Below are 19,993 nucleotides of genomic sequence, written 5' to 3' on the forward strand. Positions count from 1 at the left end.
CAGTATATCACAATGCTTCTCATGGCGTTCCATCAAACATGGTCCTCATCTCCACACCACCGCACGCCTTATGATGGAAGCGTTCCTGCCAGGGCAACGAAGGGACGAGTAACCGCGATCTGCTCGTCGAGTCGCTTCACCACAGCCGTTGTTTGCCAGGGTTCCAGCTGCGCGCGCAAACTCATAACGCGCTGAAAGACTCGTGACGATTTCAATTCGGCGATCAACAGCAGCGACTGGCTGGCACAACGACACGCCTCTTCAATCTCCCGTTGTAAAACATAGGAGGTTGCGAGATCAACGAGAACAATGGCTTTGTGACGCAGTCGATGTGGCTCCATAATCTTCAGGCTCTCGTTAAGAACGACCTGAGCACATTCCGGCTGCTTGAGACGCAGGGCACAAACGCCCTTGTAGCCGAGCAGCGTTGAATAGTTGAAGCGAGGGAGAGGCACCTCCGCAGGCTGGGCCACCGCGAGGAAGCGTTCGCTGCGATCCAGCGCCTCACGACACGCCGTTTCATCATACATGTTGGCCAGTGCCTCCGCCTCGATAGCCGAGAGCCAGGCTCGCATAACCATTGGAGCATTATGAGCGGTCAACAGATGGGCCTCTTGTAAGAGGGGAAGGGCGCTCTGTGAATTATGTTCATAAATGGGCACGAAGCTCTTACGCCCCAATGCAACGGCACGCATCACGTTGTCCTGGGCAACCTCTGCCGCCGCGATTGCCACATTGTAATATTTCTCCGCCTGCTCATTCTCTTTCAGATCAAAAAGAATCTCACCCACAACCTGGGCAAATTCTCCTGCCACTGCTGCCAGCCGCGTTCGCGTTGCCTGTGGTGGAGCGCTTTCCAACAGGTCAGTGACAACCTCCAGCTGCCGCTGAGTGTGTTGAAGCAGGTTTCTTGAGAAGGAACCTAAGACATTGGGGAGGACGCGCCAGCAATCGCGGGTCGATGCCTCTACCTGGAGTAATGTCTCCTCGTCAATAGGTGATGAGGATACCAATGTTCTTGTGAGCCGTTCCCAGAGCGGCGAAACGGGAACGTCATGAGACATCGAGATCTGTGCAGGCGATGAAGGCGCGGTCATCGCTGTGCTGGCAAGACCTAACACCTGCAAAAAATTCCGCCGAGACTTATCCATATGCTGGCCCTCTAGTTCTTGCACTGCCAGGACAATACCTTGAGCAATTGCTTCGGATAGCCCTGGCAATTGTTCAAATGCTACGTGATTGCCGTGAGATAACGATTTCTTTTCCGGGGTCTTCTCATCTACAACCAGACCAAGCTCTTCCGAGCGCATACCAAAATACTCACAGAGGAGACGTCTTGATTCAGCATTGATGGGTTTGTTGTGTTCGGCACGTAAAATTGTCTGCGCTCCTACTCCTGCCTCTTCCGCCAGGCGCTTCTGAGTCAGGTTGAAGCGGTCGCGCAATGCGCGCAGGGGGTGAACAGGTTTTCCGCTCATGTTTTCCTCTTTACCACGTTGTTCCCGCTATTAGCTGAATAGACAAATTTTTACAAAGATTCCTTCTTGGAAATTACAAGCACACATCATTGTGTATCTTCATGTCGTAATATTATTATAAGCAGGTTTATATATACAATGCAAATAGGAAGAATGGATAACTCTACAATTCTTATGTAACAGGTCTAGCCTCACATGTTTGAAAAATCATTCAATCAAGAAAGGGTTGATTGAATGAGGTAGATGTAATAGTTCCTCAGTATAGCCTGTTTGAACAACAAGCAAGCCAACGCCGATGATGACGCAGGATCGAAAGGGTAATCTTTCTCAGGAAAAATAATAGTAATAAAAGACAGGTGGTTGGAAGCGTTAAACAGTCAAGAAATTACGCAAGCGCTCTAGCCTGGGTAATGGTACACGTCCTTTTTACATTTCTTCACCTGAGGATATTATTCTCAATAAACTGGATTGGTACAAAATGGGAGACTGCACTTCTAAGCGCCAATGGGCAGATATCTTAGGAGTATTGCATCGACAAAAGCAGACACTTGACTTTGTCTATCTACGCCACTGGGCGATCAATCTATGGGTGGCTGATCTTCTAGAGCAAGCATTGATCGAGATGAAACAACAGGAGGTTCACGAAAACCTGGAATCGATCATTGAAACGTTGAAGATTTTATCTGATGAGGATACGATGGAATCCTTACGTAGAGAGATGCAGGATATTGAAGAGGGAAAAGTTGTACCCTGGGAAGATGTCAAAAAACAGCTTGAGTGAGCAATTTTCCTGGGTGGGCATAACAGTTTGTATGCCCACCAACACAATAACTATGCTTTCCCCTGCTTCTCCTGCGCTTCCTCGATTAAGCTCACTAAATATTGGAGCTTTTTGATGGAATGTTGTGCGTTGCGCTTGTTGCGCTCGTAGCCATCGGGGGCCAGTTGCTGGAACCAGACGCGAATCTCCTCTTCAGAGATATCGTACCACTTGGCATCTGCTTGCAGACGCAGATAGACGCGCATCTGTGGATCTTGTTTCTTGCGCACTGGTCCCTTCTGGTTTGCCTCGCCCGCGCTCTCTTGCTCATCGGCAGCGATAGCTTCTGCCACCTCCGAAGCCGGGTACAACTCTTGATAGAGCGCCTCGACATCGGCGGTGCGAAAAAAGACATCGCGCCCGGCTCCTCGACGCGTTTTGATGCGCCCCTCGCGTACCCAATTGTCTAATGTAAGACGGTCTATACCGAGACGCCTGGCCGTTTCACCAGCATCCATAAAGGCGAAACGTCCAGCTCCTCCGGGTTTGTTGATCATGCTCTTCCCTCCTGCCGCTCTTGAATCGTAATTCCAAAACCATCGGGATCATGCAGAACTGCCAGCGTATTGCCCGTTACCTGTTTTTGTGGTGGCAGCGAGAAGCGAGCGCCCCTGGCCTGCAAATCTTCATAGACCGCCTGGATATTTTCCACCACAAAGGCCAGATGCGAAACTCCGGCTGGCGGCCTGCCACCCTGCTCTGGCAAGCGTTCTTCGCTGCCACGATGCAGAGCCAGCTTCACCGATCCCGTCTCAAACTCGCTCCATCCCGGCGTCGTGAACTTGAGTGCCAGCCCCAACACATCACGATAAAAAGCTACCGAGCGCTGCATGTCGCTCACATAGACAACAATATATTCAGGTTTGTGCAATTGTATCGACATGGATAAATCTCTCCCCTATGACACTTCATCTTTACTCTTCATCAATTATAGCGCAGGGCTGCGATGGGCGAAACTCAACACACAGTTTGGAAGCAGTGATAAAATATTTAAGTATTCAAACAAATAAAATAACGGCGTATGCTTGCCTTACAACCTATCATTTTTTTGCGGAAAGGGAGGTAAAAGATATGTGTGATTTGATTACATGGCCCTGGCCGCGCCAGCTGCTCTCGCTCCCATTCGCCATACGACTTAGCCTTTGTCTGTTTTGCTTCCCCTGTTGTATGGTAATCTATTTCTTGCCCTCGTTGCCGACCGCTGGCAATGGAGTCATCCTGACGCTCTCAATGGGCCTGGCTTCATGGTTGTTCACAAAATGGGGAGCCTGTTGCAACTTCTTTGGCTATATTACCCTCGAAGTGCTCTATCATCTCATATTTCTACATGGAGCCGCGTGGACGCCCCAGCAAACCAGCTCAACGCTACTCATTACCTGTGTACTATTTCTTGAGGGGAGCGTCCTGGTCTCTTTGCGCCATCTACACGACGAGGAAGCAGCTGCCCGACAAAAGGCGGAGCAGGGCGAGCGGCAGATGCGTATCGCCAACGAACAGCAGCGAGAGCTCAACCAGCTTAAAAATCAGTTTATTTTGAATGTGAATCATGAGTTACGCACCCCGCTCACGGCTATCTACGGTTATCTCGAACTGCTTCATTACTGTATCCAAGAAAACGGATCGCTGAACAGGGCCAGACATGGAGGATTTATTGAGAAGGCGTTGTACAATTGTGAACAATTGCGCCTGTTGGTGAGCAATGTATTGGATACAATGGCCATTGGCAACGATAAGGGGCAGCTCACACTGGAACCCACGCCGCTATTACAAACGATCTGTGAGGCGCTGGCAGGCTTTCGCGATGTAGAACATACGGCGCGGGTCCATATCAACTGTTCTGAATCGCTCAACGTTCGGGCTAACGCTCAATGCCTGCGCCACATCTTGCATAATCTTTTCTCAAACGCCTTTAAATACACCAACCCAGATACGCTGATTATAGTTGGGGCCGAACCATATCAAGGCGAGGCGGTGCGCGTCTGGATACAGGATCAGGGGCCGGGCATCCCTCCAGGCGAAATTCCGTTGCTCTTCGGGCAATTTGTGCGCCTGCAACGCGACCTGGCCAGTCCCATACGCGGCACAGGACTGGGGTTGTACATCAGTAAACATCTGGTAGAAGTGATGGAAGGGCGCATCTGGATTGAAAGCACAGGCATTCCCGGTGAGGGTTGCTGCTGCTCTTTCACGCTTCCTCACGCCTCAAATGTGATGAGCCTTACCCAACAATACAGTGAATCCTCGCAAATGTCGTAATCGCGCGATTTATCGCGCATGTGCGAGAATGCGCGATAAATCGCGCGATTACGACATTTGCGAGCGATAAAACATGAGTAGTGTGCTACCATAGCGGCGCTCATCAGTTAATGTCAAACGTTGGCAAGGGACAGCTGCAACGCCGGCGCGCTCTTTCGGATGGATCTGTACAATCACCAGACCGTTGTCGGCTACCAGCGGGGAGCTATCTAGCAGCGTGAGGGTGCGCGCGCCCATCTCCTGATACTGAGGAGGCGCGACATACACGATATCATAGGCGGCTCGTGTGCTAGCGGGAGCGGCGTAATTTTGCAGAAATTTAAAGGCATCAGCGTGTAGCGTCTCAGCCCGATCTGCCAGCCCGGTAATCTGCAAATTTTCGCGCAGAATCTTGAGCACCTTATGATTCATCTCGATAAATGTAGCGTGCGCCGCGCCCCGGCTCAACGCTTCAATGCCCACGCTGCCCACGCCACCAAATAGATCAAGAAAACGCACGTCCTCCACCTCATCGGCGAGAATATCAAAAAGTGCCGTTTTCACACGATCAATGATGGGGCGAGTCCCGGAAGTTTTAGGAGCTTTCAGCCGACGCCCTTTCGCTTCACCTGTTACCACGCGCATAACGTTCCTCCTCAATCAAAACTAGCAGGGCGTCCACCTGCGTCACAAAATCATCCTCCGTTTTTGCCCAGGAAATCAACTCCTCAACCTGATCTACCTTGAGTTTCCGGGGCGAGGTCACTCCCCACACGCCATCGATCAACTCCTGCAAGTGTTCATTGCCAATCTGCGAGACCACCACGTTGTTCAACACCTGGATGCGACTGGGACTGACGGTTGTAGCGCCACGCAACTCGCGCAATTTTTTCAGGATATCTTCAGCCATACTCTGCATTGCCGGACTCAGCCCACTTTCCTCGTCCTCCAGGTCTTCCAACTCATCATCCACCTCGTCTTCATCATCCGGTCCAACCTCTTCATCAAAAATATAGACCGGTCGTTCCTCACGCACCGTCATGCGCTCTTCTGCCAGCTCATCAAGCGGCTCAGCTTTTTTAGGATGAGATGAGGAATTATTGGTTGGTGGCTCGTTGCGCGCAGGTTTTGCATTATCTTCAGCAGCATTGGGCGTCTCCGCAGTTGGAGTTGAGGGCTGGGCGACCAGGGTTTGCAAGCGTCGCAGTTCGTCGCGCAGATTAAGGCCGGAGAGCGTTTTCACTCCCAATAGGCTCATTGCCTGATTTGGCAGCAAATTGAAGTTCTCTTTGATATACTTTACAAAATCGGCTATCGAAACAACCTCATCTACGTTGTTCGTTGAAAGAGTCGCCCCTGGCATACTCGCTCCCACGCTTGGACGCGTCGGGGGAACAACCACCTCTTTTTTCGCAGACGTTGGCCGTTCAGGTGAGCGCATCGCTGACGATTGCACAGGTTGTACCGATTGCGCGGTAGTCTGGGGGGCCGGGGCCGCAGCAGGACGGCTAATTGGCTTGGTGGGCGCGTTCGGCACGGGCACGGATGGTTGTTGTGCGTGCTGTGTGCCTATCTCACGTTGAGCGCCCGACGAGAAGCGACGGCGAATCTGGTCGGCAAGCTGGCTCATACCCACCTCAGCTTCACGAAGCAATTGCGCGCGTGTCTCATCATTCGTCCCTATCACGACGGGAACCTCCACTTCGAGCGTGTGGGTATGCCCACCAGCATTCAGTTGCAGGGCGTGCCGATATTTGATATACCTGCTATCCTCGCCACCGCCACGCAGCCCTTCCTCTTCGAGTTGCTTCCGCGAAATATCATCCATAAATCTTCTCCTACTATCGGTTTTATCTTCGGGCTGCTTCCCAGCGAGGCACGATTGACAGGCCCGATTAAGAGTTTTTTCTCTTCAAGAACTGACGGGTTTATATATCGCGCCCCGACACAAATAATGATAAGTAGAGATAAAACAAGTGCGCATGCCATGATGTAGCCTGTGTACGTACGTACATTATAGCAAAAAGGTTATCTTCTTTCACGAGCCTGCTCTCTCCCTCTTGCCCGACCGATGGCGTGGCACCTGCATAATGTAAAAGTATTCCTGCCGCTCCCCCCCAATCCGGTTATCAAAAGCGTCTTTGCAGGAAAGTAACGTTGCTACGTAGAGAAAATAGGAGTTATTTGAACCGGATCAACAGCTTTTTTCGTTTTACAAGTATCTTTTACCCGCTCTCTCACCACATCTTTAATTAATAGGAGGTGAACAGGGAAAAGACGTACTCCAGAAGTAAGGTGTACCTATAGTTCATCTCCCCTTGTCAAAAAGAGCAGGGTGGTGTATGGTACTAAAAGGGAAAATCCAGATTCTTTTCACGCATTATGCCCGATGCATAAACGCATCCCGCTCTAGATAGATGCATACATCGTAATCCGTTTTTAGAGTGTACAATTAAATTACTCACCAGGAACCACCGCTCAGGTCCGAGAAAGTTGAGAAGAGAGAACATATGATTAGTCCTTCGCCAACTCAACCACCACCAGCACCGGTCTCGGCAACCCCCGAAAGGAAAATCGTCGATTCGACGGTACTTGCCGGATCAGGAAAACCTCGCTCAGGAAGAGTCATCAAGGCTATTCTTCGACCGCCCTTGAAGCTCATTTACTATCTTATTCAGTTCGTCAAGGGTCACAAGCTGCTCTCTCTGGGAGCGCTACTGCTCCTGCTGGCAAGTATCGCGCTTACTAATTATGTAGCAACAGGGGTCACGCCATTCGGGATAGGCAATGATCCTATCGACACTGGATTGCGCACTATAGGTGCCGAAGGGCAGATAAAAACGTGGTTGTATGCTGTGCGTGATGGCAACGCCACTACGCTGGCAAAGCTTGAAGGAAATGTATCTCAGCCGCCAGACTCGACTCAGCTCATCCAGCAGTTCAGCCAGACCGATGGGCGCGTATGGAAGGCGGTCCACGTCGTAGGGACCACTACCCAGGAAGATACAACTGAAGATAGTTTTGTTGAAGTCGAGTTAGCGGACAACGCAACGGCTCCAACAAGTGCCAACATTATCTTCCATTTTATTACCGTCCAGGGAAGCGAAGAAATCTTCGGTATCGAAGTCGTAACTGCCCGTAAAGCCGTACAGCAGCAGCAGCAGTAAAGGGAAACACCCCTCCCATAGACGGAAGGAACACAAGTCGTGGCAAACGAAGAGACGAAAAAAAAGCCGAATGATCTCGATAAATCTATAGACCTGGGCCTGGACCAGTTCGGACGTTTTGCGCGTACGCGCTGGTTCTTACTGGTGATATTGGCGATAGTGATCTGGTACAGCATTGTATACATGGTACCCCAGCTACGCCCACCCACTCCCAGCGTCCTTTTCCAGGTCATCCTCCAGATTAGCTTCGCGTTGATCTTTGTCGGCGTGCAGTTTTTTATGTGGTTCTTTCTCATGGGACGCCCCCGCATGTACTGGGTGCTACCAGGAGAAACCGGTGTCAACTTTGACGACTACAAGGGCAACCCGGAAGTGCTGGAAGCTGCCCGACGCATCGTATCCCTGGTCACAGGCGTCAAAGAGTTTGAGAAGATGGGCGGCAAGCCTGTGCGCGGCCTGCTCCTTTCTGGCCCTCCAGGAACTGGTAAAAGCTATCTGGCCCAATGTATCAGCACCGAGGCTGGCGTACCCTTTGGCTATATCAGTGCGGCCAGCCTGCGCGGTATCTTCATGGGCATGGACGTGCTGGCGATTAAAAATGTCTATAATAAAGCTCGCCGCTTTGCACGCGAATATGGCGGCTGTATTGTCTTCATGGACGAGCTAGACGCCATTGGTGCCTCTCGTGCTGCGGGCGCGACAATGGGCATGGGCATGGGCGGCATGATGGGTGGCATGGGCAACGGCACTGGCGGCCTCAACGAACTGTTGATGCAATTGGACCCGCCAAACATTGATACAGGCTGGTTCAAAAAGCTACTCCGTCTGCTCGGCCTCTATCATGGGCGCGCTCAAACCCATCCAGTGCTAACCATTGGCGCGACCAATATTCCTGAGACGCTCGATACGGCGCTTCTGCGTCCCGGTCGTTTTGACCGCAAAATTCATGTCGCTCCTCCAACCGATAAGTATCGCCCCGAAGTCGTCCAATACTATCTGGATAAGGTCAAACACGATCCCAATATCTCGATAGCTGCCATCTCACAACGTCTGGTCGAGTACACACCGGTCCGCATTAAACACGTGATCAATGAAGCTGTGATTATCGCCCACTTTGACGACCGCGAGACGATTACATACAAAGACATCACAGAGGCACAGGATGTTGAAGAATACGGACTGCGGCAGGAAAGCGAGCTAACGCCCGTTGAGCGCCGCCGCCTTGCATATCACGAAGCAGGACATACCGTTGCCTCCTACTACTTGATGGATCGCTACTTCCCCGCGTATGTCACCTTGCATATGCGCGGCGACGTGGCAGGGGCGGCAGCTTTCGCCCATCAGCGTCCCAAAGAGACCATCATCACACATAACAAGCAAGACATTCTGGCAGATATTCAGATCTCTATGGCCTCGCGTGCGGCTGAAGAACTCTTCCTGGATGTCAATCTCAGCGGCGTCACCGGAGATTTTGCCTCGGCCACCCGCGAAGCGACTCTCTATATCACTGCATTCGGCATGGACGGAACATTTACCTCCGCCCTGGCATTCAGCAATACTAATCCGCTGACTGGCGGCAATCCCTTTGCCTTACCCGGCGTGGCAGAGCGAACGGAGAAGTTGCTCCAGTCTCAGTTTGAGGCGGTCAAACAACTCTTCCGCGACCATAGCGAGGCCGTAATCGCCGTAGCTGAAGCGCTCATTGAACGCAACGAGCTGGTAGCAGAGGAGATCAAACAACTGATCGATGAGGGCGACGCCCGCCGCGTTGCCAGACGCGTTATCAGCGAGTTTGAGCCGCTGTTAGAAGCTGGACGCAACGGGAATGGCAGCAACGGCCACGCTCTTGTCAACGGCCATAACAACGGCAAGGGCGCTCTTCCCGCTCCTCGCGTGGATAGTAGCCCGTTGAATAGCGTTGAAGGCACGAACTCTCCGCTTATGGAGCATGACAACGAGCCACCGCAGGCTACCGGAGATAATCCGTACCTGTAGCAGAGCTGGTGTTGCCCGATCAGACAAGAGGGGCATGGTGAGCAGAAATAGCTTTCACCATGCCCCTCTGTATGCTATCATGTGATGACCTTTGTTGCCAAAACTTGAATATTGGGTGGGTTTCTGTTATCGTGATGGCGGCATCATTCTTCTGCGAATTGAGCAAATGAGATTATGAAAGAAGAATTCCTGATAAGAGATAAGAATTTATGGCAACAAGTGCAGTAGTAAAAGATAATCAACAACCAGACCTTGCGACCAGACAGGGAACTGGCTGGCAATCTCTGCTCACCCTCCTGCTGGCGCTGGCGTTTGTCGGCCTCAGCCTGTGGCTGCGTTTGCGAGATCTGGGACTGCCCTTCGACCGCGATAGCTACGACGAGGGGGTCTACTGGCAAACATTGCGCGCGCTGAGTGCCAGTCATCCTCTCTACTCCGCAACATTTTACGCGCAACCGCCCATGTTCGTCCTCTCTATTTTCCCAACCTATGTCCTCTTCGGGCAAACACTCTGGGCGGCTCGCTTCGGCGTGGTGCTGCTCTCACTGGCGGGACTATTGGGGGCGTATATCGCAGGGCGTGTTCTGGCCGGACGCGTTGGCGCTCTGGCAGCGCTGCTCTTGCTGGCGGTTGACCCGCTGTATCTGGCAGAATCACAAATATTGCAGGCCGACGCCTCTTCGGTTGCGCTCTCGCTGCTTTCGGTTGGTCTGGCCTATCTCTGGTGGGAAAAACCTGATGGACTGCTTGGCCTCTGTACAGCCATCCTCTGCGCCGTTACGCTTGCTCTGGCTCTTTTTAGCAAGCTGCTGGTCGTCTCTACAATTGTGCCGGTCGGACTCCTGTTAGCGGCTCATCTCTGGCGCGTTCTTCGTCAACCCGGCACAACCGGTCAATCTCGCCTCGCACGTAGCCGCTCCCTCATCGCAGGTGTGGTTGCCTTTCTGATAGCGACATTGCTCATCTTTCTGCCCTTTCTTGGCTCGTCCCATGAGTTGTGGCAGGGAATGGTAGCGCTGCACAATGTCGCGGATGCGCAATCTAAATCAACACAACAATCTGGCCTCGCCCTGCTGTTGCCACAGAGATACAATCTCAATATGCTTCGTCCCGTGCTGTTCTCTATCACTGGCGTTGCGGCCCTCTATGGCACCATCGCGGCTCTCCTGCGGCGCGACTGGCGCATATTGCCGTTGCTTGCCTGGCTATTTGTCACCCTGTTCGTTCTGCTGCGTCAGGCTCCGCTCTTCCCACATCACCTGGTCGCACTCATTCCACCACTGGCACTACTCGCCGTCATGGGCATCGCGCCACTTCCTGGCAAACTGGCACTCAACCGGCAACATCTACTGACGCTCACGAACGGCATGACCGCTCTGGCTCTGCTGCTCATCCTGGTTATTGCAGGCCCAGACTTGCAAGCGTCGCGCACTCATCTCTATCAGGTGCGTATGACCGGCGCGGGCCTTGATGCAACCAATCAGAACGTCGCGCGCGATCTCCAGAACGTCACGACCGCGGATCAGATGGTGGTAACAGATGCTCAGTTTATCGCAGCACTGGCAGAACGCAACACGCCTCCCGATCTGGTGGATACATCATCTGTACGCATCAATGCCGGTTCCGTCACCGCCAACCAGTTGATTAAAGGAGCCGGGCAATCCCGAGTACAGGCCGTTCTCTTCTACACGGGACGGATCAATAAGCTTCCAGCTTTCTACACCTGGGTCACGCAACATTTTCGCCTCGCACACAACTATGGCAATGGCAAAGAGTTGTGGATCAAGGTATGATATTAGTTGAATTGAATTGCGTCTTATTGAAACCAGTCAGGAGATGACTATATGCAGAAGAGGAAAACGTTCAGCACAATGGAGATAGTCCTGGTCTGTGTGCTGGTAGGATCGCTAATCCTGTCCTTCATTCAGTCCCGTCAGGAAGAGGATAAACATTCCTGATGCATGATGTATAGCGAGATTTTCACCAGTCGTAGTCGAGCGATTGATCGCGGGACGTTTGTTGTGTGATTCCCCCGCGATCAATCGCTCGACTACGACTGGCGAGACCTCGATTGCTATATTGCATCATTATGCAGCTACTAACGTTGAGGTTGTGGAGAGTATCTCATGATACCCCTGTATCAGACGCTCCATCGCCTCGTACCAGGAATGCCGCTCAGCTTCTTGCAAGGCCGCCTGTCCCATACGGAGGCGCAATGGCTCATCCTCGATCAGTCGGGTCAGTTGATCGCGATAGGCAATCGTCTGCTCCTCTTCGCTGAGTGAGCGTGTATCCAGTAGCAGGCCTGTTTGCTCATGTACTACCAGATCACAGACGCCCTCTGCCAACAGGCCAACAACGGGCAGTGCTGAGGCCATCGCCTCTAATACCACCTGCCCGAACGTCTCAGTATAGGAGGGAAAAGCGAACAGGTCCGCTGAGGCATAGGCAACTGCGAGAGCTTCGCCACTCAGGTAGCCGGTAAACGTCACCGGAACATCTGCCAGTTCTTGCTCAACTTCAGCGTGGGCGGGTCCATCGCCAACAATCACGAGATGGCAGCTCTCATGATCCATTGCACGATAGGCCTGAATGAGCAGGCGCAGATTTTTCTCCCAGGACACACGACCGACATAGAGCAGCACCGTCTTGCGCTCTGGATCGCTACGTCCCACCAGCCAGGATGCTCGCAGCTCTTGACTTCTGCATGCAGGCTGGAACAGAGAGGTATCGATGCCGCGCGGCCAGATACGCAGGCGCTCAAAGCCACGTGACTGTAAGGCCGCCGCAGTAGAAGGAGAGGGGCAAAACGTCAGGGCGCATTGGTTGTGTAGAAAGCGAGTATAGGACCATGTAGGCTTCGTCAGAAAGGGCATACCGAGATGACCACAGTAGGCCGCAAGATTGGTATGATACGAAGAGACAATTGGTTTGTTCAAGAGCCGTGCAACCGCCAGCCCGGTTGCACCCAGCACGACAGGATCGACGATATGCACAATATCGGGCTGAAACTCGTTCAGGCGGCGCAGGAACAATGGACGAAAGAAGTTAAACTTTAGCTCAGGATAGAATGGGAGGGGCAGCCCGGCCGTTCCAACGACCGCTGCACCAGCATAGGTATCCATACCACAATCAGGGCCAAGTAGTAGCGCCTGATGCCCGCTCGCCTGTAGATGCTCAAGCAATCGTGCCAGTGTACGAGTCACGCCATCCAGTTTCGGCAAAAAGTTTTCAGTGACAATTGCAATGCGCATGATTCACCACCAGTTATAGCTTTGTACCTGAAAATAAAAGTAGCACGTTGTAGTTAGTGGACAATTAAGGTGTCTTTAGGGCGTTGTAAAACATAGGCTAAAAAGTGGTTAAGGGGAGAGTGGTCGTGGTATACCAGATATCTCACAAAAATGGTTAAGGAAGACTTGTCAAGATGTACCAAATGTCCTACACAGGCCAGCGCACAAGCTAGATTCGTGAACTTTCATTGGACCATCCGTTATACTAAACGAACATACAACATAGTTATTTTGCGCTAAGCACAAATACATGTGTCGAACATATGCACGAACGCGTGGAAGAGTGGCAGGCCCTAAAGCTGTAAGGGGTGGAATAGGAGAAATAAGGCAAGAGGGCGTGGTGAAAGGTGATAAGAATTTTTAGAAAAATTAACCTATAGGAAGCAGGTAAATATACGGTGAAACGTCAATTTGTGCAATTTCAACCTTCTCGGGGCCAGAACGGTTTCACAACGCCAGGAGAGCAATCTTCGGGAGCGCCTGCCCAGTCTCGCGAAGCGACGCCACCGACAGAGCCGTATCTCCCCAATAAGAAAAAAACAGGGCTGCTCTCCAACTACCCATCACCCACCTCCGGGCCAGGGCCACAGGCACCAACAAAACAGCAAGAGCCGCCTGCCGCGTCCTGGGCTATACGAGAGGACACCCCTCCTGCCGCATCCTGGGCCATACAAGACGATACGCCACCCGCCGCGTCCTGGGCATATGTTGATGAGCAGGAAACTTCAATCACGCCAGATCGACCTTCCGAGCGCTACACTGACCCTTTCATGAAACGGGACGAGGCGGAAGATTTTTTGGCCGGGCGCGTCTCACCACATCAATCAGCTATCGCTCGCTCGCCATTTGCGCAGCCGCAACAATATCCAGGCGGTCCAATGCAGCAACCCGGCCCCGGGGCCCACAGGGACAACCAATGATGTCCCCGCCAACCAACTATAGAACTGGCATGCCCACGCAGCAACCGCCTTTTCAGCAACCAGCGCCATTCCAGACACCCATGTCCGGGCCACCAGGGGGCAATATGGCTCCTCCACAGCAGCCAATGTATGTGCGCGGTCCGATGATGCCCCAGCAACAGCAGATGCCGATGTCAGCGCCCAATCGCTCTGGCTATTTGAACGGTCCGCCACCATCGATGCATGACGTGGCAGTTCGGAAACAGGCACAGAAAAAGAAACGCTTCCCGATCTGGGCCAGAGTGCTTGTTGCGAGCCTGGTCGTAATGATCGCAGCTGGCGGCTATTTCGCAATGCCCTATCTCAATATCGTTGGCAGAAGTACGGGTCAGAAGGCGACGCAATTTGGCACGCCAACCACCAAAGGTGCAGGCAGCAACACAATGCAAACGAGCAATACCGACAATGGCCCGGTGCTCAGCGGCAAGCGCATCAATATTTTGCTCCTGGGAAGCGATACCGACGCAAAGTTCGATCAGGGTACCTATCTCGCCCAGACCGATATTATCGTCACGATTGACCCCAACACGAAGTATGTCGGCATGCTCTCAATTCCACGCGATATGCAGGTAACGATCCCCGGCTATGGAGCTGACAAACTGGATATCGCCTTCTCCGATGGCTATAGGAGCAAGAAAAGCGATAATCCCGTCGCGGATGGAGCTGGCCTCGCAATTGCCACGATAGAGCAAAATTTCGGCATTCACATCGATCAGTACGCGTGGGTCGGCCTGGATGGTTTCATCAAAGTTATTGAAACTGCTGGCGGCGTCGATGTCGATGTGCTGCATCCAATGGTCGATGATACCTATCCCGACGATGTAGACACCACTACCGGCAAAACACATGCCACTACCGGCCAGGCATTCGGGTATAAGCGGCTCTATATCGCACCTGGTCCGCAGCATCTCAACGGCGTGCAAGCGCTAGAGTACGTCCGCACGCGCCACTCCGATCTGGTGGGCGACTTTGGGCGTTCCGTGCGCCAGCAGCAGGTATTGAACCAGTTGAAAGCCAAGCTAGAGACGCCTGATATCATCGCCAAGTTGCCTGAACTGGCTACAGATCTGGATGGCTATGTTAAAACCAGCATGAACTTAACTGATCTTGCCAGCCTTGCCAACTTTGCACGCACAATTGATACTAACAAGATCGACCGACTGGTGCTCTCGCCACCCTATTCAACATCCATTAAAAATTCTTCAAACTTCGCGCCAGTATGTGATAAGATTATTCCAGCTATCCAAAAAATGTTTGATCTGGCAGCAAATGAGGCAACCTGCATTCCGCAAGCCTCTTCAGGCGCGGCTGGCCTCGCCTCACCACGCATCCCAACCACTGGCGTTACCAACCAGACTTCGGTGAACACTCAGACGCAACAGGCGAGTCAGCCAGCACAAATGACGATGCTCAGTTCCAAACGGTCTTACGGCGATCCGTTTGGAGTGCAATGTCTGCTCAATCTCATGTTTATGGTGACGTTTGAATCGTTTGACGCTATGGCAACGACATAGATGCTGGAAATAGAACAATGAAAAGATATACACGCAGGCAAACACTGGTGCTGCTAGCGCCACTTGCCCTGGGTCTTCAAGGTTGTCTGAACTTTGGAGGTACCACCAATAACAACGGGGACAAATTCAAGACGATGGGCAACGTCGGTGGGAAAGAGATCGGCGTATCAGACAAGGTAGCCTTTAAGGGGAAGATCTATTTGACACTTGGTCGCAGCCTTTTCGTGCTGGATGACCAACTCGAACTCAAACAATTAACGAATAACATGGATGTGCGTGATCCAGCTGTCTCGCCTGATGGCAAACAGATTGCGTTCGTGCAGCGTCAGAAGAACTACGCCGATCTACTTGTCATGCCCAGTGGCGGCGGCAAAGCGACCCGACTGCTCTCCGGCAATGGCAAATACATCCCCAATGTTGGAGGATTGGCACCACACAGCAGCTACCACTGGCACGCCCAACCAGCGTGGCGCGACAACAAGACGCTGGCCTTTGTCAGCGACCTCGCCAAGTTAAATACCCCGGCAGGGGCCGGTATTGATGACTTTGTATTAGATCCACAGGTCTTCCAGATCTCGCTGGAGAACCTGGAAGCGGCCCCACAATTAGTGGCAACGGCACACTATGGCGACGGAGGGGATCGCGACCCCAGTTTTCGTCCGGGGCAGCCGAACCAACTCATCTATACGCACTATCAATATGATGCAACCGGCCAGCACCAGATTATTCAAATTCAACTGGAGGATGCCGACGCCATCGTCAACAATCCGGGCGTCTACAAGGCCGGGGCAGCTGAGTTCAATCCCGGCGTTGATCTCACCCCCGAGAGCAACGATCTGGCCAATATGATGCCCACCTGGTCTCCCCAGGGCGATGCGATTGCGTATGTGCGCCGTTTAAGCGCAACCAGCATGGGGCTGTATATCATGTTCCCCCCCACAACGGACGTGACGAAGAACCCGAACGACGCAGCGGTGCAAAAGCTGGCACTGGAGCCATACAATAAATCTGTACAGATCCTCACGTCCCAGTTTATCAGTCAACCGGTCTGGTCCCCCGATGGCAAGCAAATTGCCTATTACACTTACACAGAGAACATGTTTGACCTCTGGCTCGTGACAGTGGCAAAAGATGCAAAAAGCGGGCAGTACAAAAAAACGGGAACACCTCAACAGCTTACCCATACAGGGGGAAAACTGGATGCAGATTCTCGTCCTTTCTGGACTACATAACCCGTTGATGGTATACTAGCCTCTGAAACTAGAAAGTCCTTGTGGTGTATTCGCCCAGGTCGCTTGAGGTAGAAACGTTGAACCAATTAGAAGGCACACTCATTGCTGGACGGTACGAGATTCGTGAACATATCGCCTCTGGTGGTATGGCAAGCGTCTTCAAAACCTGGGATCACCGCGTAGAGCGGATCGTGGCCATCAAAGTTTTACGGTCCCTGGATAAAAACGATCTACGAGCCGTCGAACGCTTCCGCCGTGAAGCCCGTGCTGCCGCTGCGCTCGCGCACCCCAATGCCGTCACTATTTACGACTTTGTAGAAGAGGCTGGTCAGTATTTTCTTGTCATGGAGTATATACAAGGCCCAACGTTGAAGCAGCTCATCGCCCAGCGCCGCCAGTTACATGCGCGCGAGGCCATCGAGGTAGCTTCACAGGTCTGTGCGGTCCTACAAGTCGCACATGCCCGGGGCTTCATTCATCGCGATATCAAACCACAAAATATCATGTTAGCCTTGAGCGGTGGGCCGACGGGGGGCAGCTTGAATGATGGTGGAGCGTGGGTCAAACTCACCGACTTTGGCATTGTACGTGTCGCAGAGGATGCAGGGTTGACGAACAGTGGTATCGTGCTTGGCACTGCCGACTACCTCTCCCCTGAGCAGGCGCGTGGAGAGACGCTTACGGCCTCCTCCGATCTTTACTCTCTGGGTGTGGTCATGTTTGAGATGCTCACAGGGCGTCCGCCTTTCGTTGGTCCAACAGCGGTTTCCATCGCCATGCAGCATGCCTCGGCGAATCCACCACCTTTACGCCAGTTTAACCCCCATGTTCCGCCAGCTGTGGAGCAGGTGGTCAATCGGACGTTGCAAAAAGAGCCGGAAGACCGTTTTATGTCTGCCGCAGAAATGCAACAAGTACTGCGTCAATGTTCAAGAGAGTTGATGCGAGGAACCCAATCCGCACCCGGTGCCCAAGCGTATCCACGCAACTACATGCCCGGCGCCGATAGTATGGGAAACCTGCCTCCATCTGCTCGTGGACAGTACTAGTACAATAGTAGTGGTAAGAATACCGCACGCCATCTTTCCGGTCAGTGCAGAATAGGGCTATGTAAAAGTTCCCGCGCAGGGGCTTTTTGCGTCCTTACACAACAATGTATGTTGAAGATTGCAATGTTGTCGCGCGACAATATTGCAACCTCAATCAAGCATAAAGCAACTTCCAGCAGTTGCTCTCATTCGCTTTTTATAGCGCGCAAGCTTTCCTTTTTTGTCGTTTTATCAGGTAAGAGAGTTTTTTCTTGCCCCAGAACATGGAAATGTAGTATGGAACGTACACAAATCAGCACCCCCAAGGCCCCAGCTGCTATTGGACCTTACTGTCAGGGTGTTCGCTATGGACAATTTATTTATACCTCCGGTCAGATCCCGCTCGATCCTACCAGCGGCGAGATCGTTGGAGAAGATATCGCGACCCAGACGCACCGCGTCCTGCAAAATCTGCAAGCGGTACTCAATCAGGCTGGCTCGTCGCTTAGCAACGTCGTGAAAACCACTGTGTTTCTCACCAGCATGAGCGATTTTCAGGCGATGAATGCCGTCTACGCAACCTATTTCAATGAGACATTGCCCGCACGTACTACCGTCGCAGTGGCCGATTTGCCGCGTAAAGCACTGGTCGAAATTGAGTGCGTAGCGCTCGTTGAGGGCTAGCCTCATCAGGAGAATGCTGGTGAATACTGCTACTATCTGGCGTACTACCCTGGAGCGGCTGGAACTGGAACATACGCAGATCGATGCAGTTAGCAAGGCATGGCTACAGGATGCTCACTTACTGACCATTCCTCATGTCGCTGCTGATGATATCGACGCACCCCTCGATGCACAGGAGCAGGGGGTCTACTTCACGTTACAGGTTCCGAATCACCTGGCACGTGATGTGATCACAACACGCTGGCGACGCTCAATTGAGGAGATCCTCAAAGAGTTGACAGGTCAGGCTGTGACACTTTCTGTGACCGATGAGAGGACTGAAGGACTTTCTTCAGTCCCCGAGCAACCACCATTTGAGGAGCCACTTTCTCACGCTGCATCTCAGTCAACAGATTTTATTATTACAAAAAATAATTATGGCTCGTATGATATGGCACCTGAGACCACTATGCCTTCAGAATTTCAGTATATGACCGGCAACTCTGGCTCGAACGATTCGCTCGAAGATTGGGACAACGAACAACGGGCAAATATTTTGATGCACAACCGGCTCAATCCACGCTATACCTTCGACGCTTTTATCGTCGGCAATAGCAATCGCCTGGCCCATGCCGCCTCTCTCGCCGTTGCAGAGGCTCCAGGCGAATCATACAATCCGCTCTTCCTGTATGGCGGCGTGGGATTGGGCAAGACGCACCTGCTTCACGCGATCGGACATCAGGGCGTTCTCACCGGGCTGGCCGTTCTTTATGTCTCCTCTGAACAATTTACCAACGAAATTATTAATGCCATCCGTTATCGTACAACAGAAGAGTTTCGCGCCAAATACCGCTCGGTCGATATCCTGCTGGTCGATGATATCCAGTTTATCGCGGGTAAAGAATCGACAGAGGAAGAGTTTTTTCACACATTCAATAGCTTACACGAAATGAGCAAGCAGATCGTGATCTGTAGCGACCGTCCGCCTAAAGCAATTGTTAGCCTGGAAGAACGGTTGCGTTCGCGCTTCGAGTGGGGATTGATTGCCGACATTCAGCCGCCAGACCTGGAGACACGCATGGCGATTCTGCGCGTGAAAGCCGATCTGCTCCATTATGCGATACCTGACGAGATCATTGCCTATATCGCCGGGCGCGTGCAGACAAACATCCGTGAGTTGGAGGGCTGCCTCAATCGCTTGATGGCCTATCAGCAATTGCACCGCACCGATCTTACGATGGATGTGGCCCGCGCCGCGATGTCCTCGCTCGGCAACGATAATCGCGAAAGCCGACTGGATAGTCGCCAGATTGCTCAGGCCGTCGCGGAATATTATCACATCTCTTTAGCAGCGATGTGCGGCAAGCAGCGCGATAAACATATCGTGGTGCCGCGCCAGATCGCCATGTATCTTATTCGGCAGGAAACCCAGGCATCGCTATTTGAAATCGGACAACTCTTTGGTGGACGCGACCATAGCACGGTGCTGCACGCCTGCGAAAAAATCGAGCGCACAATCAATACCAATCCAACCCTGCGCCGCGAGGTAAGCTCTATTCGCGAACAATTGTTGCGGGAATAAGCGCATCAAAGCAGTATTTTTTCATAT

At 52.3% G+C, this 19,993-nt stretch carries 17 protein-coding genes; 11 read left to right on the forward strand and 6 right to left on the reverse strand.

Annotation, left to right across the window (positions count from 1 at the left end; translation table 11 throughout):
- Positions 1-68: 68 nt before the first annotated feature.
- Positions 69-1,478 carry a helix-turn-helix transcriptional regulator gene (locus tag K3T83_RS13300; protein ID WP_220203451.1) on the reverse strand — a complete coding sequence of 470 codons (1,410 nt, stop codon included), beginning with the start codon at positions 1,476-1,478 and terminating at the stop codon, positions 69-71.
- A gap of 478 nt (positions 1,479-1,956) precedes the next feature.
- Here K3T83_RS13300 and K3T83_RS13305 point away from each other — a divergent pair, with 478 nt between their 5' ends.
- On the forward strand, positions 1,957-2,259 hold the full coding sequence (locus K3T83_RS13305) for a type II toxin-antitoxin system Phd/YefM family antitoxin (protein WP_220203452.1): 303 nt from the start codon (positions 1,957-1,959) through the stop codon (positions 2,257-2,259).
- 50 nt (positions 2,260-2,309) lie between these two features.
- Here K3T83_RS13305 and K3T83_RS13310 read toward each other — a convergent pair whose 3' ends face one another.
- Positions 2,310-2,795, reverse strand: coding sequence for a helix-turn-helix domain-containing protein (locus tag K3T83_RS13310; RefSeq protein WP_220203453.1), 486 nt, complete (start codon positions 2,793-2,795; stop codon positions 2,310-2,312).
- Positions 2,792-3,181 (reverse strand): VOC family protein, encoded by a 390-nt coding sequence (locus K3T83_RS13315; RefSeq protein WP_220203454.1) that lies wholly within the window; start codon positions 3,179-3,181, stop codon positions 2,792-2,794. The genes K3T83_RS13310 and K3T83_RS13315 overlap by 4 nt, the downstream gene beginning before the upstream one ends.
- A 188-nt stretch (positions 3,182-3,369) precedes the next feature.
- Between K3T83_RS13315 and K3T83_RS13320 the strand changes: the two genes are divergently transcribed.
- The gene (locus K3T83_RS13320) at positions 3,370-4,554 is read left to right on the forward strand and encodes a sensor histidine kinase (protein ID WP_220203455.1); all 1,185 of its coding nucleotides are present in this window, start codon (positions 3,370-3,372) and stop codon (positions 4,552-4,554) included.
- Between the two features lie 48 nt (positions 4,555-4,602).
- Here the strand turns inward: K3T83_RS13320 and rsmD are convergent, their stop codons facing one another.
- Entirely contained in the window at positions 4,603-5,178 is a 576-nt protein-coding gene (rsmD, locus tag K3T83_RS13325) for a 16S rRNA (guanine(966)-N(2))-methyltransferase RsmD (protein ID WP_220203456.1), read from the reverse strand.
- Positions 5,159-6,361 (reverse strand): hypothetical protein, encoded by a 1,203-nt coding sequence (locus tag K3T83_RS13330; protein ID WP_220203457.1) that lies wholly within the window; start codon positions 6,359-6,361, stop codon positions 5,159-5,161. The genes rsmD and K3T83_RS13330 overlap by 20 nt, the downstream gene beginning before the upstream one ends.
- A gap of 682 nt (positions 6,362-7,043) precedes the next feature.
- On the opposite strand from K3T83_RS13330, the gene K3T83_RS13335 reads away from it, so the two are divergent.
- From K3T83_RS13335 to K3T83_RS13345, 3 genes are all read left to right on the forward strand, one after another.
- Positions 7,044-7,700, forward strand: a complete 657-nt coding sequence (locus K3T83_RS13335) for a hypothetical protein (protein ID WP_220203458.1) — start codon at positions 7,044-7,046, stop codon at positions 7,698-7,700.
- Positions 7,701-7,739: 39 nt separating this feature from the next.
- Positions 7,740-9,695 carry an AAA family ATPase gene (locus K3T83_RS13340; protein WP_220203459.1) on the forward strand — a complete coding sequence of 652 codons (1,956 nt, stop codon included), beginning with the start codon at positions 7,740-7,742 and terminating at the stop codon, positions 9,693-9,695.
- A 209-nt stretch (positions 9,696-9,904) separates the two neighbouring features.
- Positions 9,905-11,488, forward strand: coding sequence for an ArnT family glycosyltransferase (locus K3T83_RS13345; protein WP_220203460.1), 1,584 nt, complete (start codon positions 9,905-9,907; stop codon positions 11,486-11,488).
- Positions 11,489-11,782: 294 nt separating this feature from the next.
- Here the strand turns inward: K3T83_RS13345 and K3T83_RS13350 are convergent, their stop codons facing one another.
- On the reverse strand, positions 11,783-12,949 hold the full coding sequence (locus tag K3T83_RS13350) for a glycosyltransferase family 4 protein (RefSeq protein WP_220203461.1): 1,167 nt from the start codon (positions 12,947-12,949) through the stop codon (positions 11,783-11,785).
- Between the two features lie 437 nt (positions 12,950-13,386).
- On the opposite strand from K3T83_RS13350, the gene K3T83_RS13355 reads away from it, so the two are divergent.
- The 6 genes from K3T83_RS13355 (at position 13,387) to dnaA (ending at position 19,966) form a co-directional block, all read left to right on the forward strand.
- Positions 13,387-13,908: a hypothetical protein gene (locus K3T83_RS13355; RefSeq protein ID WP_220203462.1), complete on the forward strand. Its 522-nt coding sequence runs from the start codon at positions 13,387-13,389 to the stop codon at positions 13,906-13,908.
- Positions 13,905-15,461, forward strand: coding sequence for an LCP family protein (locus tag K3T83_RS13360; RefSeq protein WP_220203463.1), 1,557 nt, complete (start codon positions 13,905-13,907; stop codon positions 15,459-15,461). Before K3T83_RS13355 ends, K3T83_RS13360 begins: the two co-directional genes overlap by 4 nt.
- A 17-nt stretch (positions 15,462-15,478) precedes the next feature.
- Entirely contained in the window at positions 15,479-16,693 is a 1,215-nt protein-coding gene (locus tag K3T83_RS13365; protein WP_220203464.1) for a TolB-like translocation protein, read from the forward strand.
- 77 nt (positions 16,694-16,770) lie between these two features.
- On the forward strand, positions 16,771-17,742 hold the full coding sequence (locus K3T83_RS13370) for a protein kinase domain-containing protein (RefSeq protein ID WP_220203465.1): 972 nt from the start codon (positions 16,771-16,773) through the stop codon (positions 17,740-17,742).
- Positions 17,743-18,018: 276 nt separating this feature from the next.
- Positions 18,019-18,405 carry a RidA family protein gene (locus K3T83_RS13375; RefSeq protein WP_220203466.1) on the forward strand — a complete coding sequence of 129 codons (387 nt, stop codon included), beginning with the start codon at positions 18,019-18,021 and terminating at the stop codon, positions 18,403-18,405.
- Positions 18,406-18,424: 19 nt separating this feature from the next.
- Positions 18,425-19,966 (forward strand): chromosomal replication initiator protein DnaA, encoded by a 1,542-nt coding sequence (gene dnaA, locus K3T83_RS13380; protein ID WP_220203467.1) that lies wholly within the window; start codon positions 18,425-18,427, stop codon positions 19,964-19,966.
- Positions 19,967-19,993 lie beyond the last annotated feature (27 nt).

Source organism: Reticulibacter mediterranei, from assembly GCF_016587455.1.

Bases quoted from the DNA above. Each gene is read 5' to 3' on its own strand.
- K3T83_RS13300 (WP_220203451.1), bottom strand. From the start codon at position 1,478: ATGAGCGGAAAACCTGTTCACCCCCTGCGCGCATTGCGCGACCGCTTC.
- K3T83_RS13330 (WP_220203457.1), bottom strand. From the start codon at position 6,361: ATGGATGATATTTCGCGGAAGCAACTCGAAGAGGAAGGGCTGCGTGGC.
- K3T83_RS13360 (WP_220203463.1), top strand. From the start codon at position 13,905: ATGATGTCCCCGCCAACCAACTATAGAACTGGCATGCCCACGCAGCAA.
- rsmD (WP_220203456.1), bottom strand. From the start codon at position 5,178: ATGCGCGTGGTAACAGGTGAAGCGAAAGGGCGTCGGCTGAAAGCTCCT.
- K3T83_RS13365 (WP_220203464.1), top strand. From the start codon at position 15,479: ATGAAAAGATATACACGCAGGCAAACACTGGTGCTGCTAGCGCCACTT.
- K3T83_RS13375 (WP_220203466.1), top strand. From the start codon at position 18,019: ATGGAACGTACACAAATCAGCACCCCCAAGGCCCCAGCTGCTATTGGA.
- K3T83_RS13335 (WP_220203458.1), top strand. From the start codon at position 7,044: ATGATTAGTCCTTCGCCAACTCAACCACCACCAGCACCGGTCTCGGCA.
- K3T83_RS13320 (WP_220203455.1), top strand. From the start codon at position 3,370: ATGTGTGATTTGATTACATGGCCCTGGCCGCGCCAGCTGCTCTCGCTC.
- K3T83_RS13315 (WP_220203454.1), bottom strand. From the start codon at position 3,181: ATGTCGATACAATTGCACAAACCTGAATATATTGTTGTCTATGTGAGC.
- K3T83_RS13350 (WP_220203461.1), bottom strand. From the start codon at position 12,949: ATGCGCATTGCAATTGTCACTGAAAACTTTTTGCCGAAACTGGATGGC.
- K3T83_RS13310 (WP_220203453.1), bottom strand. From the start codon at position 2,795: ATGATCAACAAACCCGGAGGAGCTGGACGTTTCGCCTTTATGGATGCT.
- K3T83_RS13305 (WP_220203452.1), top strand. From the start codon at position 1,957: ATGGGAGACTGCACTTCTAAGCGCCAATGGGCAGATATCTTAGGAGTA.
- K3T83_RS13345 (WP_220203460.1), top strand. From the start codon at position 9,905: ATGGCAACAAGTGCAGTAGTAAAAGATAATCAACAACCAGACCTTGCG.